The organism is Peptoniphilus sp. DNF00840 (assembly GCF_001553125.1).
Classification (GTDB): domain Bacteria; phylum Bacillota; class Clostridia; order Tissierellales; family Peptoniphilaceae; genus Peptoniphilus_A; species Peptoniphilus_A vaginalis.
Map to the genome: position 1 here is coordinate 5,356 of NZ_KQ960226.1, position 13,690 is coordinate 19,045.

12 protein-coding genes and 1 other annotated feature are annotated in these 13,690 nt (G+C 36.1%); of the genes, 4 read left to right on the forward strand and 8 right to left on the reverse strand.

Going from position 1 to position 13,690, the window contains the following annotated elements; translation table 11 throughout:
* Positions 1-64: 64 nt before the first annotated feature.
* The 6 genes from HMPREF1864_RS08750 to htpG all read right to left on the reverse strand — a co-directional run bounded on the left by HMPREF1864_RS08750 (position 65) and on the right by htpG (position 6,763).
* Positions 65-190 (reverse strand): hypothetical protein, encoded by a 126-nt coding sequence (locus tag HMPREF1864_RS08750; protein WP_255353769.1) that lies wholly within the window; start codon positions 188-190, stop codon positions 65-67.
* Positions 191-200: 10 nt separating this feature from the next.
* Positions 201-1,313: a sodium ion-translocating decarboxylase subunit beta gene (locus HMPREF1864_RS05840; protein WP_062571895.1), complete on the reverse strand. Its 1,113-nt coding sequence runs from the start codon at positions 1,311-1,313 to the stop codon at positions 201-203.
* 167 nt (positions 1,314-1,480) lie between these two features.
* Positions 1,481-2,356 carry an NAD(P)/FAD-dependent oxidoreductase gene (locus tag HMPREF1864_RS05845; protein ID WP_062571896.1) on the reverse strand — a complete coding sequence of 292 codons (876 nt, stop codon included), beginning with the start codon at positions 2,354-2,356 and terminating at the stop codon, positions 1,481-1,483.
* Between the two features lie 224 nt (positions 2,357-2,580).
* Positions 2,581-3,192 (reverse strand): type III toxin-antitoxin system TenpIN family toxin, encoded by a 612-nt coding sequence (gene tenpIN / locus HMPREF1864_RS05850; RefSeq protein WP_062571897.1) that lies wholly within the window; start codon positions 3,190-3,192, stop codon positions 2,581-2,583.
* Positions 3,193-3,521: 329 nt separating this feature from the next.
* Positions 3,522-4,703 (reverse strand): copper amine oxidase N-terminal domain-containing protein, encoded by a 1,182-nt coding sequence (locus tag HMPREF1864_RS05855; protein WP_062571898.1) that lies wholly within the window; start codon positions 4,701-4,703, stop codon positions 3,522-3,524.
* A 206-nt stretch (positions 4,704-4,909) separates the two neighbouring features.
* Positions 4,910-6,763, reverse strand: a complete 1,854-nt coding sequence (gene htpG, locus HMPREF1864_RS05860; RefSeq protein ID WP_062571899.1) for a molecular chaperone HtpG — start codon at positions 6,761-6,763, stop codon at positions 4,910-4,912.
* 225 nt (positions 6,764-6,988) lie between these two features.
* Positions 6,989-7,234 (forward strand) — a binding site (T-box leader).
* A gap of 63 nt (positions 7,235-7,297) precedes the next feature.
* On the opposite strand from htpG, the gene HMPREF1864_RS05865 reads away from it, so the two are divergent.
* From HMPREF1864_RS05865 to HMPREF1864_RS05875, 3 genes are read left to right on the forward strand one after another with little or no spacing between them, the layout of a single operon-like run.
* Positions 7,298-8,311, forward strand: coding sequence for an ABC transporter substrate-binding protein (locus HMPREF1864_RS05865; protein WP_062571900.1), 1,014 nt, complete (start codon positions 7,298-7,300; stop codon positions 8,309-8,311).
* 7 nt (positions 8,312-8,318) lie between these two features.
* Positions 8,319-9,197: an ABC transporter permease gene (locus tag HMPREF1864_RS05870; protein WP_062571901.1), complete on the forward strand. Its 879-nt coding sequence runs from the start codon at positions 8,319-8,321 to the stop codon at positions 9,195-9,197.
* Positions 9,190-9,969: an ABC transporter ATP-binding protein gene (locus HMPREF1864_RS05875; protein ID WP_062571902.1), complete on the forward strand. Its 780-nt coding sequence runs from the start codon at positions 9,190-9,192 to the stop codon at positions 9,967-9,969. The genes HMPREF1864_RS05870 and HMPREF1864_RS05875 overlap by 8 nt, the downstream gene beginning before the upstream one ends.
* Positions 9,970-10,052: 83 nt before the next feature.
* On the opposite strand, the gene hutG is transcribed toward HMPREF1864_RS05875, so the two are convergent.
* Positions 10,053-11,084, reverse strand: a complete 1,032-nt coding sequence (gene hutG / locus HMPREF1864_RS05880; protein WP_062571903.1) for a formimidoylglutamase — start codon at positions 11,082-11,084, stop codon at positions 10,053-10,055.
* 8 nt (positions 11,085-11,092) lie between these two features.
* Positions 11,093-12,046, reverse strand: a complete 954-nt coding sequence (locus HMPREF1864_RS05885; RefSeq protein ID WP_062571904.1) for a 2-hydroxyacid dehydrogenase family protein — start codon at positions 12,044-12,046, stop codon at positions 11,093-11,095.
* 186 nt (positions 12,047-12,232) lie between these two features.
* On the opposite strand from HMPREF1864_RS05885, the gene HMPREF1864_RS05890 reads away from it, so the two are divergent.
* Entirely contained in the window at positions 12,233-13,576 is a 1,344-nt protein-coding gene (locus HMPREF1864_RS05890; protein ID WP_197415070.1) for an MATE family efflux transporter, read from the forward strand.
* Positions 13,577-13,690 lie beyond the last annotated feature (114 nt).

The window sequence follows — 13,690 nt, forward strand, 5'->3', positions numbered from 1 at the left end:
TGTGTAGAATAGATTTACCTATCTTGCACATCACCTTTTTTCATGTCTATTAAATTTTCGAAAATTATTTTTCTTTAAAAACTTTTAGCATAAGTTTTGTGGAGATGTAGAAGAGTATACGGACAGCGAAAACTCCAGCTAGTCCCCACACTGCTACTTCAACACCTTGCATAAATACTTTCATGTCCATCATATCACCCCTACATAAACATAGGCACAAGAGCCAAGATCATTGAGCCAGCAACTACTGAACCAAGTTGTCCTGCAACGTTAGCAGACATAGCTTGCATAAGAATAAAGTTTGTTGGGTCTTCCTTGGCTGCCATAGTTTGCACAACTCTACCAGACATAGGAAAGGCAGAGATGCCTGCTGCGCCAATCATTGGGTTGACCTTGTTCTTTAAGAATAAGTTTAAGAACTTTGCAAAAAGAACGCCACCTGCTGTGTCAAAGATAAAGGCAACAAGTCCCATGGCAAGTATCATAAGAGTGTTGACATTTAAAAAGGCATCGGCAGACATAGTTCCACCAATTGTTATCCCAAGCAAAATTGTGACAAGGTTTGAAAGTTCGTTTTGTGCAGAGATTGAAAGTCTTTCAAGAACGCCACAAACTCTTATCAAGTTACCAAACATCAAGGCGCCAATGAGGGACACTGACATAGGTGCTATTATTCCAGCTATAAGTGTAATTACAATTGGGAATAATATTTCAACCTTTTTTGGAACGTGAACAGTAGTGTACTTCATCCTGATTTTTCTTTCCTTAGAAGTTGTTAAAAGTTTAATAACTGGTGGCTGAATAATTGGCACAAGAGACATATAAGAATAGGCAGCTACTGATATTGGACCAAGATAATTTGGAGCAAAGACCTTTGCAACATAAATTGATGTTGGGCCATCGGCTGCACCAATTATTCCTATTGAAGCTGCTTCTGGAAGTGAGAACTTGCCAGTTGAAATAGCAAAGAGCATTGTGGCAAAAATTCCAAATTGCGCCGCTGCTCCAAAGAAGAGCATGAAAGGCGATGCAATAAGTGGTTTAAAGTCGATCATTGCGCCTACACCTATAAAGATTAAAACTGGGAAAAGCTCTGTGGCAATCCCTGCCTTATAGAGTATTGTCAAGAAGCCCCCATCTCCAACAGCTGATGATAGTGGAATATTAGAAATAATTGCACCAAAACCAATAGGCAGAAGAAGAGAGGGTTCATATTCCTTATCAATGGCAAGATAGATTAAGATGCCGCCAATGATAAACATAATTATGTGTTTAACTTCGAGATTTAAAATCCCTTCTAAAAGTATATCCATTTTACCTCCTAATTGTTTTCAACATGGAAAGTAATATAACACAAATAAGTCCTATTTTCAATTTATGCAAAATAAAAAAGCCCACAGTGTGAGCTTTCTTTTGTTACTTATAAAATTTTGAGGCTTGTTAGTTAGATGCAAGCAGTTGAGTTAGCAAAAATTTAAAACTACTTACTTGCACCGATTCCTGCAAGAGCACCATCGTTTACAGCAGTGGCAACTTGTCTAACTGCCTTGACTCTTAGGTCGCCTGCAAAAAATAAATTTTCAATTTTGCTTTCAACATCAGAATCAACAAAACCAAGTTCATTCTTTGGGACATCTAAGTCAATAAAACTTGTATTTGGATGTTGACCAATCATAGCAAAAATTTCAAGTCCATCCTTGGAAGTAATCTCGCATCCACTAGAAAGCTTTGCAGAAGTTATAAGACCATCCTTACAAGTTACATCTTCCAAAGAGGAAGAAGTGTGGACGATAATATTATTAGATCCTTCGATTTGCTTTTTAAACTCTTGGATGCATAAGAGCTTATCTTGATTTTGGACAATGTGGACTTCCTTTGCAAACTTGGAAAGATAAATAGCTTCCTTAGCTGCGCCATCAGATCCACCGTTAACTATTACAAGCTTGCCCTTAACCTTATCTTCAGACCCCTTAGCCCAGTGAGAAATTGTATAATTATCAATCTTTACATCCAATTCCTTTGGACTAGAGCCAGAAGCTATAATAACTTTTTTAGCTTCATAAGTGCCCTTGTTTGTATTAACAATGAAGACATCCCCATCTTTTTTCAAGCTAAGGACTTCTTCGTATTTTAAATCAAGCTTATAGGCCTTGATTTGATCCTCTAATCTCTTTCTAAAACTTTCTCCGTCTTCATCAACTATAACAGAAGTGTAGTGGCTAACCTTAGAAACATTTCCAATTAAACCACCAACCTTATCTTTTTCAAATATTGTCAAGTCGAGGCCCCTGGATTGTGCATAAAGAGCAGCAGAAACACCAGCAGGTCCAGCTCCAATTATAATTAAATCTTTAATATTAAAACCTCCCTTGTGTCAATATTACAATGGTGTTATAGCACTTAATAAATTCATTGTCAATAAGAGGGGACAAAGAAGATAATAAAATTAAACTAACAAAAATTTTTTACCGAGGGAACTTTAATTTAAAATTTGCAAAATTTTTTTGTTGTAGTAAGAATACTTGTGAAATATTCCAGATAAAAAAACACACAGACTTTTACATCTGTGTGCCTAGAAAATTATATTTCTAATATATCATGAAAATATTTTAAAGTTGTGTATTTGTACTTTTTTCTATATTTAATATTTTTATTCATCACATACTCCAAATAACCATCTATATAATCGTTAACTTCTTTGTTTATTTTATAAATGTTTTGCATCATTTCTACATATTCATCATTATCTACTAAACCTTTTGGACCTATGTAACTTATATCCTTAATCAAAACTATTTTTGTATAATCCAACCCAGAATTATGCTGTTTAGAACGACTTGAATTTTTAAATAAATATGAATACTTATGATTTATTTCGCTCCTAAATGGAACGCATATAAAATAATCCTCTTTTGTTTCTAAAACTAAACAATTATAGCTTCTCTTTTCGTTAGTTAAAATTTCTTTGAAATTACCATAATCTCTATAAAAAACTTTGCTTAATGTATATATATCATTAATATATTTCATATTAAACCCTCTATAAAAATCAAAAAAGAGGAGCACTAGGCTCCCCAATTTCATCTCTCGGTCAATTTTTATTTTTTCTTGAGGTGTCAGAACCGTCACACCTGTCATCTCTCGGTCAATTTTTATTTTTTCTTGAGGTGTCAGAACCGTCACACCTGTCATCTTTGTATCTATATCTTATCAAATTTTGTAAATTTGTCAAGTATTTAAAAAAGAGAGGAGTAGCTAATAGTCTACTCCTCTTAATATAGGTTTTTTTGCTAGTTGCAAGCCTTGACACCCACTACAGTGTCTTGCGTTATAGGTCTTTTAAGTCCCCCATGTAGACTACAACTTTAATGCTAGCTGCAAGCCATGATGTCCAAAAAACATCTTGCGCTATAAGTTTTTTAAGTCCCTTATATAGACTACAACTTTTCTAGATACCCTATTATCTATCCTATTTATTTGTTAACATAAGTTAACATTATTTTTGCCTCTTTGTCAACTTTTTATTTAACTTGTTCCCAATTTAATGGAAGTCTTCCAACTCTTCCACCTTTTGTACTTAAATAAAAGTTTGTTTTTTCAAAAACATTCTTTTGGTATTCTCTTTGGTCTTTCGGAACATGTTTTTCTAGAGTATAGTCAGTCATTACCCTACCATATCTCGCTTTAAACTTATAAACGTGTTCTTCTCCGTCTTGATGAATTGTTGCCTTATAGTCAATAACATCTCCGTGGTATGGAGAAACGACTCTGTTATATCCCTTAGTTCTCAATAATGTTCCTGAAAACTTACTGTAATCAAAAAATTGGAATGGAGCAATCATGCTACCACCGTTATCTAAAGGATACTTTTTAGATAGGGCCGCAATATCTTCTTTTCTCATTGGTCCCCATTGATTTTCTCCTGTAGCCATTTCAAAATGGTCTTCGTAAGGGATAAATCTATCATCGTCAATTTCTATTTTTACCCAATATTTATTCGGGTCCTTACCCTTAAATTCATCAGCATTCATAACTAAAAAACTAAAAGGTAGTTGTTTTCCTGATTTATCAGAAAACGGGTCCATATACAATATTTCAATTTGAGGGTCAATCCACTTGTCTGATACCTTGCCTGGTGCGTTTCCTTCCGTATATTTAGCCTTAGCTCTTCTAAGTACATCGTCTTTAGTTTCGCCAGGTCTTAAATATCCTTCTGGTGCATCATTTTGTGCTACTTGCACTCCGTCCTTCGTAATGTTTATAATATGAAGTTTTGGGGTTTGCTTGTAGTCAACCTTTGCGCCCATTTGTTCTGAAACAAATCTTAGTGGCACATAAGTCCTATTATTTTTAAGCACACTTGCAACCTTGCCAGTGCTATCTATTGCAACTTTCTTTCCTTGAACCTTCGCTGAAGTTTCACCCACAACAAGTTCAACTTTCTTGTTACCATTAATTGTAACGAGTTTCTTGTCTTGGTTCCAATCAACCTTGTAACCTAGGTTTTCAGATACAACTCTGATAGGTACAAAAGTTCTATCGTATTCCACAAAAGGCATTCCTACATTGTTGTTTAATGGAATTTCTTTTTCGTTCACAGTGATTCGAAAGTCACGCTCTCCCTCTGCGAAGGCATTTATTGTTAAAAGACTTGTTAAAGAGAGGGAAATTAAAAAATATTTTTTCAATTGTTTTAAGTTCATTAAAAACCTCCTTTTTGTTTTATTATATCATTTAAAAATCAAAATCCAATTTATGGAGAAAAAAATTCCAGGGACTCCTTTAGGAGTCCCTGGAACAAAATTTTTTAAAATTTGCTAATGGAAATTGTGAAACAAATATGGTGGAGTATATAAAGAAACAGCTCACAATTTTGTGAGCTGTTTTGAAGGTTTTTGTTTTTATAATCTTACATCAACTTTGAAACATTTCTTGCGTAGGCAATTGGGTCTTTTATTTCAAGTCCTGCTACAAGTCTTGCGCCATCGTATAGCATTTGTGTGTAAGTTTTAAATTCTTCTGAAGACTCATCCATTTCCTTTAGCTTTTTAAGAGCAGGGTGGTTTGGATTTACTTCTAATACCTTGTCTGCCTTAAAGACTTGGTTGTTTGGCATATGGCTAAGAGTTTTTTCCATTTCAATGGAGATTTCGCCCTTGCTTGATAGGTAGGCTGCGTCATCTTTTAGGTTTGGATTTTCTCTTATTGATGAAACTTCTCCCTTTAAGATTTCTTTCATCTTCTTTACATAGTCTTGTAGATTTTTTTCGTCTTCTTCTTTGACTTCATCTGTTTCAGAAATTGATTTGAACTTCTTGTCGTCGTATTCTTCTAGCATCTTTATGACAAATTCGTCAATAGGGTCTGTTAGGGCAAGAACTTCTATGTCCTTGCCGATGAAGTGTTTGATTTGTGGAAGGTCTTTGATGGCTTCGATTGATGAGCCATTTGCATAGTAGATGAAGTCTTGGTCTGGCAACATATCCTTCCTGTACTCGTTAAAAGTAATATTTTCTCTCTTAGTACTTGTGTAGATAAAGAGGTCCTTTAACTTGTCCTTGTCTGCTCCATAATTTTCGTAAGCACCTGACTTTAGACTTACGCCAAAGTTTTTAAAAAAGTCTGCGTATTTTTCTCTATCGTCTTTTAAAATCTTTGCAAGCTCATCAAGAATTTTCTTTTCTATATTTTTCTTAATTAGTTGTAGCTCACGAGTTTGTTGTAGCATTTCACGTGAGATGTTAAGGGAAATGTCTTCTGAGTCAACAACTCCCTTGATGAAACTCAAGTAGTCTGGAAGTAGGTCTTCGCATTTTTCCATAATTAAGACGCCGTTGGAGTAGAGTTCAAGTCCACCCTTCTTGTCTGGGTTTAGGAAGTCAAAGGGTCTTCTTGATGGGATGTATAAAATTGCCTTAAAGGAAATCATACCTTCCACAGAGATGTGGATGTGGGCAAGGGGATCTTCAAAGCCAAAGTGTCTTTGTCTGAAGAAGTTGTTGTAGTCCTCGTCCTTTAATTCATTTTTATTTTTTCTCCACATTGGGACAGAAGAATTTAGTACGTCATCTTCTCTATAGGATTCAAACTTTGGATCATCTTCTGTTGAGTCGGCACTTGGTCTTTTCTTTTCCACTTCCATCTTAATTGGGTAGGAGATGTAGTTGGAGTAGTGGCTCACAAGTTCTCTTATCTTATATTCGTCAAGATATTCATCATAATTTTCTTCCTTAGTGTTTTCTCTTAGGTGAAGACTAATGATAGTACCGTGTTTGTCCTTTTCTGCATCTTCAATTGAGTAACCTTCTGCACCCTTGGACTTCCATAGATGAGCTTTTTCTTCCTTGTAAGACCTAGTCAAGACAGAAATTTCATCTGCAACCATAAAGGCAGAGTAAAAACCTACACCAAATTGTCCAATGATTTCGTGGTCAGCATCCTTCTTGTTTATGTTCTTGAAGTCAAGAGATCCTGACTTAGCTATTGTTCCCAAGTTTTCTACAAGTTCTTCGGCAGTCATACCAAGACCACCATCTTCTATTGTCAAAGTTCTCTTGTCCTTATTAGGTGTAATCCTAATGAAGTAGTCTTCGTGGTTGAACTTGACCTTGTCATCGTTAAGGGCGATGTAATACATCTTGTCCATGGCATCTGATGCGTTGGAGATAAGTTCTCTTAGGAATATTTCTTTATTTGTGTAAATGGAATGAATCATCAAGTCCATTAATCTTTCTGTTTCAGCATTGTATTTTTTATTTTGCATATTATCACCTTTCCTCATTAGCACTCGTTATGCGCTTCTGCTAATAATATATATCTTTTTATTAAAATAGTCAAACTTTTGGAGATTATTTTGACCTTATAGCTTTAATTTTAAAGAGAGAGAAACTTTATATTTAATAGGGAGCAAATTATTTTTTAAAAATTTAAAATTAATATAAAAAAGCTATTGACAAATTAAAATTGAAAGCCTATATTATACCTAAATAATAAACCGATAAAGAAGATTAGTAATTTTTATGGAGCTTTAAAGAGAGCGAGTCACTTGGTGAGAGACTTGTAGGTAAAGTTTAAATGAATGGACTTCTGAGGGCGGGAAGAAATAAATCTTTGATTTAGAGTAATGCCCGACGGGACTTAGCCGTTAAAATAAGACCAATATGTTAGTATTGATGAGAGGGTGCTTTATGCAAATTTGGGTGGTACCGCAGAAGTTAAGACTTTTGTCCCATTAGGGATGGAAGTCTTTTTTTATTTCCATCCTTCTCTCATAGTGTGAGGAAAAAGGAGAAAAAAAATGAAAAAAATTTTAGTAGTATTGTCATTAGTTATGTTGTTAGTCGGATGTTCAAAGGGAAGTGGAGAAAAAACTTCTGATAGTGAGAAAGTTTATAAAATTGGAATTTTGCAATTTGCTCAACATCCATCACTTGATAATTGTAGGGAAGGTTTCTTACAAGGACTTGAAGAAGAAGGTCTTGTTGAAGGAAAGAATTTAGAAGTTGATTACCAAAATGCCCAAGCAGATATGGGTATTGCAGCACAAATAGCAGATGCCTTTGTGGGCAACAAGGTGGATATGGTAACAGCAATCGCCACACCTGCAGCCATGAGTGCCTACAACGCAACAACAAAAACAGATATACCCGTTGTCTATACAGCAATCACTGATCCAGTTGCTGCTCAACTTGCAGATAAAAATAAAAAACCTCTTGGCAATGTAACAGGCACAAGCGACATCTTGCCAGTGGAAGACCAATTAAAATTAATAAGAGAACTTATGCCTAAGGCAAAAAAACTTGGTATCCTTCATACATCAAGTGAAGCAAACTCTGATTCAATGTTAAAGATTTACAAGGACCTTGCAGGCAAGTACGGTTTCACTATTGTGGACGAAGCTATAAACACAACAGCAGATATACCTCTAGCAACAGACAACTTGCTTTCAAAGGTTGATGCAATGACAAATCTTTTGGATAACACAGTTGTTAATTCTCTTCCAACAATTTTGGACAAGGCCAATGCAAAGAAGATTCCAGTTTTTGGTTCTGAAGTTGAACAAGTAAATATGGGTTGCCTTGGTGCAGAAGGTATTGAGTATGTTTCTCTTGGAAAGCAAACAGGTAAGATGGCTGCAAAAATTTTAAAGGGAGAAGCTAAGGCAAGTGAAATGCCTTTTGAAACTATAGATAAGCCAAACCTATATATCAACTCAAAGGTTGCTAAGGATCTTGGCATAGATCTTCCAAAGAACCTACTTGATAGGGCAACAGAAAATATAACAGACGTTACTATACCTTCAGAAAAGTAGGTAGGACATGGATATTTTAAGAGGAATAATTGAGCAGGGGCTAACTTATAGTTTTTTAGCCCTTGGTCTTTATATTGCTTACAGTATCTTGGACTTTCCTGACTTAACAGTTGACGGGTCCTTTCCACTGGGAGCAGCAGTAACAGTTTTTGCAATCCTAAGGGGAGTGAACCCTGGACTTGCCCTTGTAATAAGTTTCTTGGCTGGTGCTATGGCAGGTTCATTGACAGGACTTATCCACATAAAGTTAAAGGTGGAAGACCTACTTGCAGGTCTTATTATGCAAACTGCCTTGTGGACAATTAATTTAAAAATCGCAGGCAAGGCCAACGTGCCAATCTTTAATGCAGATACAATTTTTTCTACAGGACTTGCAAGACTTGTGCCAGAAAACTTACAAGCTTTTGACTTGGTCTTTGTTATGATTCCCTTTGTTCTTGTGATGAAAATAATCTTAGATTATTTTTTAAAGACCAAGGCTGGATTTATTTTAAAGGCTTGTGGTGACAACGAAAGTCTTGTCAGGACCATGGCAGTTGACCCAGGCAGGGTAAAAATTTGTGGTCTGGCACTTTCTAATGGACTTGTAGCCCTAAGCGGTGCCATAGTTTGTCAGGAGCAAAGATTTTTTGAAGTTTCTATGGGAACTGGGTCTATGGTAATGGGTCTTGCTGCAGTTGTCCTTGGTATGAAACTCCTTGAGAGATTTGACTTTATGAAGGACACTACAAAGGTCTTAGTTGGATCAATTCTCTACAAGGCATCTATTGCCCTTGCCATTGCATGTGGTTTTTCAGCAAATTCAATGAAACTTATAACAGCAGCAATCTTCCTTGTGATTTTAATTGCAGGAAGGGGAAAGAGAAAGAAGGTTCAACATGCTTGAGTTAAAATCAATCGACAAAACCTTTAACATTGGAACAGCTAATGAGAATAAAATTTTTTCTGGATTTGACCTAAGCCTTCCCAAGGGACAATTCCTTAGCATCATTGGGTCCAATGGGTCAGGTAAGTCAACCCTCTTAAATATAATTTGTGGGTCCCTAAGAGAAGACTCTGGAGAAATTCTAATAGATGGAGATAGCCTCAAAAAAATTCCTGAGCACAAGAGATACGTCAAGATGGGAAGAGTCTTTCAAGATCCAAAGATGGGGACTTCACCAAAGATGACAATCTTGGAAAATATGTCTATGGCAGAAAACAAAAATAAGTCATGGAACTTGACTCCAGGAATAAATAAAAAGAAGAGAGAAATTTATAGGGAGACCCTAAGAGGTCTTGGTCTTGGACTTGAGGACAAGTTAGATGACAAAGTTGGGCTCCTATCAGGTGGTCAAAGACAAGCCCTTGCCCTTATAATGGCAACTCTTGTTCCCATAGATTTTTTAATCTTAGACGAGCACACAGCAGCCCTTGACCCCAAGACTGCAGACACAGTTATGGAAATCACAGATAAAATTGTGAGAGAAAAAAATTTGACTGCCCTAATGGTAACTCACAACTTAAATTATTCACTTAAGTATGGGGACAGGCTCATAATGATGCACAAGGGAGAAAAGATTATGGACCTAGCTGGCGAAGAAAAGAAAAATCTTAAGCTAGATGCCATCTTAGATAAGTTTTATGAAATATCTATAGAGGTTGGTAACTCTCTATAATGTAAAAAGAAAATAATTTTTGATAAAGAAATTGCCATGGAGAGGTCCATGGCAATTTTTTAGCTTAAATAATTATTTATAACTTAATTAGGAATATATTTTTTGTTTGCCTTGCCTAGTTTGTGTTGAGCCATAGTTGACACAACAGTGTAGACAAGAATTGATGCCAAGTTGGCAGTTACAGAGTCGTGATCGAATCTTGGAGAAACTTCACAGATGTCAAAGCTCATTGGCTTGCCAGATGAAAAGACGTGTTTTAAAAGTAGGATTACTTTTTCTGGATCAACACCCAAGGCTTGAGGAGCAGAAACTCCTGGTGCAAAGGAAGACGTGAAGCAGTCCATACAAATTGTTACGTAAAGGTGGTCTTGCTCTTGGATATATTCGTCAAGATTTTGGCCAATATCAAACAAGTTGCCGTTCATAAGGTCCTTACCTAAGACATAAGTAACGCCTAACTTTTCAGCAGTCCTAAAAAGTGAAAGTGTGTTGGAGTGTTTTTGAATTCCCATTACATAGTAGGCATATTGAGTTCCCTTTTCACGAGTATAGTCGGCAATTTGCCTAAACATAGTTCCACTTGTACCAGTTCCCTTTTCATAAGGTCTAAGGTCAAAGTGGGCATCGAAATTTAAAATTCCAAGTTTGTTGTCTTCTCTGTCGTCAAGAAAAGTGCTGATTCCCTTGTAGTGACCAAAGGCAGTTTCGTGACCACCACCGAGAACAAGAGGGAATAAGTTTAGTTCAAGAACTCTATCGACAGCCTTAGCAAGTTCGTCTTGGCTGGCTTCAAGAGTTGTGTACTTACTTGTAACATTACCACAATCAAAAATCTTTAGGTCTTTAGAAAATTGACAAGGAAGTTTTGCAAGTTCCTTTCTTATTGCAGCAGGACCAGCAGCAGCTCCAAACCTTCCCTTGTTAAGTTCAATGCCTTGGTCAGATTCAAAACCTAAAATTCCAAAACCAAGCTTGCCTTCGAAGGGAGTTAAGCTTTCGTCGTTTAGGTCAAGGGGCTTAACCCATTGATGCCACCTAAAGGATTCGTAGTCATTTTCATCGTCAACTCTGCCAGACCATATAGTCATATCTTGTGGACTATAATAATTTATCATTTTACACCTCAGTTTACTTTATTTTTTGGATTCTTACCATTTTTAAAATCAATTAAATTGTCCTTTGCATTCTCACCCATCTCAAGTCTTGCTTCAAAAGTTGCATTGCCAAGGTGAGGAGCAAGGATTACATTGTCAAGGTCCATAAGTTTTTTATTTACTCTTGGTTCAAACTCATAAACATCAAGAGCAGCTCCTGCGATTACATTTTCTATTAGTGCATCGGCGAGGACGTCTTCATCAACAATTGGACCTCTTGACGCATTTATTAATATAGCACTTTTTTTCATCATTTCAAGTTCTTTTTTTGAGATCATGTGGCGAAGGTCTGGCACAAAAGCTGTGTGAAGACTTAAGAAGTCAGAGGACCTTATCACTTCATCTTTATCCATATACTCTATGTCAAATTCTTTTTCAAAATCTTCTTTTCTTGTTCGTGAATAATAAACAACCTTCATCTCAAAGGCTCTTGCCCTCTTAGCAAGATTTTTTCCGATGTTGCCAAGCCCTATTATGCCAAGAGTCTTTCCCTTAAGTTGACTTCCAAGATAAAAGGTTGGTCGCCAGCCATAAAATTCTTCAGCCCTAGTAACCTTGTCGCCAGATACGATTTTTCTTGCAGCAGCAAGCATAAGTCCAAAGGCAAGTTCAGCTGTTGATACAGCAGAAGCAGGAGCAGGCGCATTTGTAACAACAATTCCCTTTTCTCTTGCGTAATCAATATCTATGTTGTCGAAGCCAGCTCCGTAGTTGGCAATAATTTTTAACTTGTCGCCGGCATCAATTACATCCTTGTCAATCTTATCTGATAGAGGACAGAGAAGGGCATCTTGTCCCTTTATCATTTCAATTATTTCTTCTTTACTTAGTGGCACGTTGGAGTCGTGGTAGCTTATTTCAAAATGTTTGTCTAGCTCATCGTAAATTTTTTCTGGAATATTACTCGTAATCAATAATTTCACAAAATCACCTCTGCCTACATTTTATCATAGTGAGATTAAATGTAAAAAAATATTAGGTCACAAGTTAAGTGAAGAGAAAAATTATAAAAATTCAAATTGATTTTATTCGACTTAGAAACTTTAAAAAATTTATATCTTCCTATATAATAGTTAAGATTATAGATAGAAAGATTAAGAGGTGATTAAGTGCAAAACAATGAAAATAAATTGGGGACCATGTCAATCCCAAAACTTTTATTTCAAGTTTCCTTTCCAATTGTAATTTCTATGTTTATCCAGTCTATGTACAACTTGGTGGACTCCTACTACATTGGAAAGATTAACGAGGAAGCCTTCACAGCCATAGCAATTGCCTTTCCAATACAAAATATTATGATAGGGATTGGAGTGGGGACAGGAGTTGGTATGAACTCACTGATCTCGAGATACTTGGGAGAGAAGAACTTTGACAGGGCCAACAAGACAGCAGAGAATGGACTTACACTTGCCCTTTTATATGGCTTACTTCTATTTATCTTGTCAAGATTTTTGCCAAGACCCTTTGTGTCTGCCCAAACCACAAATGAAAATATAATCAACTATGGAGTGGACTATCTTCAAATTGTAATGGGCTTATCCATAGGTGTCTTTACTCAAATATTTTTGGAGAGAACTCTTCAGTCAACGGGAAGAACAATCTATACTATGCTCACACAATTAACTGGAGCAGTATTAAATATAATTCTCGATCCAATTTTCATCTTTGGTTACTTTGGACTGCCAGCTATGGGTGTAAAGGGTGCGGCAGTTGCTACTGTAACGGGACAAATAATTGGAGCAATTTGTGGGTCCTTCTTCCAACACAAATTTAATCCAGACATAACAATGAAGAAGCTTTCCTTTAATCCAAAAATTATAAAGGACATTTATATTGTTGGAATCCCATCCATGATTACAATAACAATCCAGTCCTTTACAATATATGTATTGAACAAGATGCTCTCAGGGATTTCTACATCTGCCATAGCAGCACTAGGCGCCTACTTCAAGGTTCAGTCCTTTGTCTTTATGCCAATCTTTGGTATCAACAACGGACTTGTACCGATAATTGCCTACAACTACGGAGCAAAGAACGAGAAGAGAATTATAAAGTCAATAAAGCTCGCTATGGTGACAGTAACAGTTATGACCTTAATAGTCTCAGGCTTAATAATGTCCTTCCCAAGAGAAATCTTAAAAATCTTTTCAGCATCAGGCAAGATGCTAGAGATAGGAATACCGATGTTAAGGATCTGTGCCCTATCCTATGTCTTCGCAGGCATATCAGTAGTGGGTGCCAGTGTTTTCCAAGCCTTTGGCAATGGAATCTTGGCATTACTTGACTCAATCCTAAGACAAATTATTGTCCTTTTACCAGTTGCCTATATAGCAGTGACATACTTTACAGTTAACGAGATTTGGTGGGGCTATGTAATAGCAGAGATATCATCAGTATTTTTTATATCATATTTTATGAATACCTTTGTGAGAAGAAAAATAGAAGCAATTTAAAGTCTAAATTTGCTTAAATGTTGAAAAAAATTTGAATTTGAGGTATTATGAACTTAATTTAAATATCCAGGAGGAAAAGCATGGCAAAAGCAAAATTTGAAAGAAATAAACCAC

Bases quoted from the DNA above. Each gene is read 5' to 3' on its own strand.
- HMPREF1864_RS05875 (WP_062571902.1), top strand. From the start codon at position 9,190: ATGCTTGAGTTAAAATCAATCGACAAAACCTTTAACATTGGAACAGCT.
- HMPREF1864_RS05870 (WP_062571901.1), top strand. From the start codon at position 8,319: ATGGATATTTTAAGAGGAATAATTGAGCAGGGGCTAACTTATAGTTTT.
- HMPREF1864_RS08750 (WP_255353769.1), bottom strand. From the start codon at position 190: ATGGACATGAAAGTATTTATGCAAGGTGTTGAAGTAGCAGTGTGGGGA.
- htpG (WP_062571899.1), bottom strand. From the start codon at position 6,763: ATGCAAAATAAAAAATACAATGCTGAAACAGAAAGATTAATGGACTTG.
- HMPREF1864_RS05855 (WP_062571898.1), bottom strand. From the start codon at position 4,703: ATGAACTTAAAACAATTGAAAAAATATTTTTTAATTTCCCTCTCTTTA.
- HMPREF1864_RS05865 (WP_062571900.1), top strand. From the start codon at position 7,298: ATGAAAAAAATTTTAGTAGTATTGTCATTAGTTATGTTGTTAGTCGGA.
- hutG (WP_062571903.1), bottom strand. From the start codon at position 11,084: ATGATAAATTATTATAGTCCACAAGATATGACTATATGGTCTGGCAGA.
- tenpIN (WP_062571897.1), bottom strand. From the start codon at position 3,192: ATGACAGGTGTGACGGTTCTGACACCTCAAGAAAAAATAAAAATTGAC.
- HMPREF1864_RS05840 (WP_062571895.1), bottom strand. From the start codon at position 1,313: ATGGATATACTTTTAGAAGGGATTTTAAATCTCGAAGTTAAACACATA.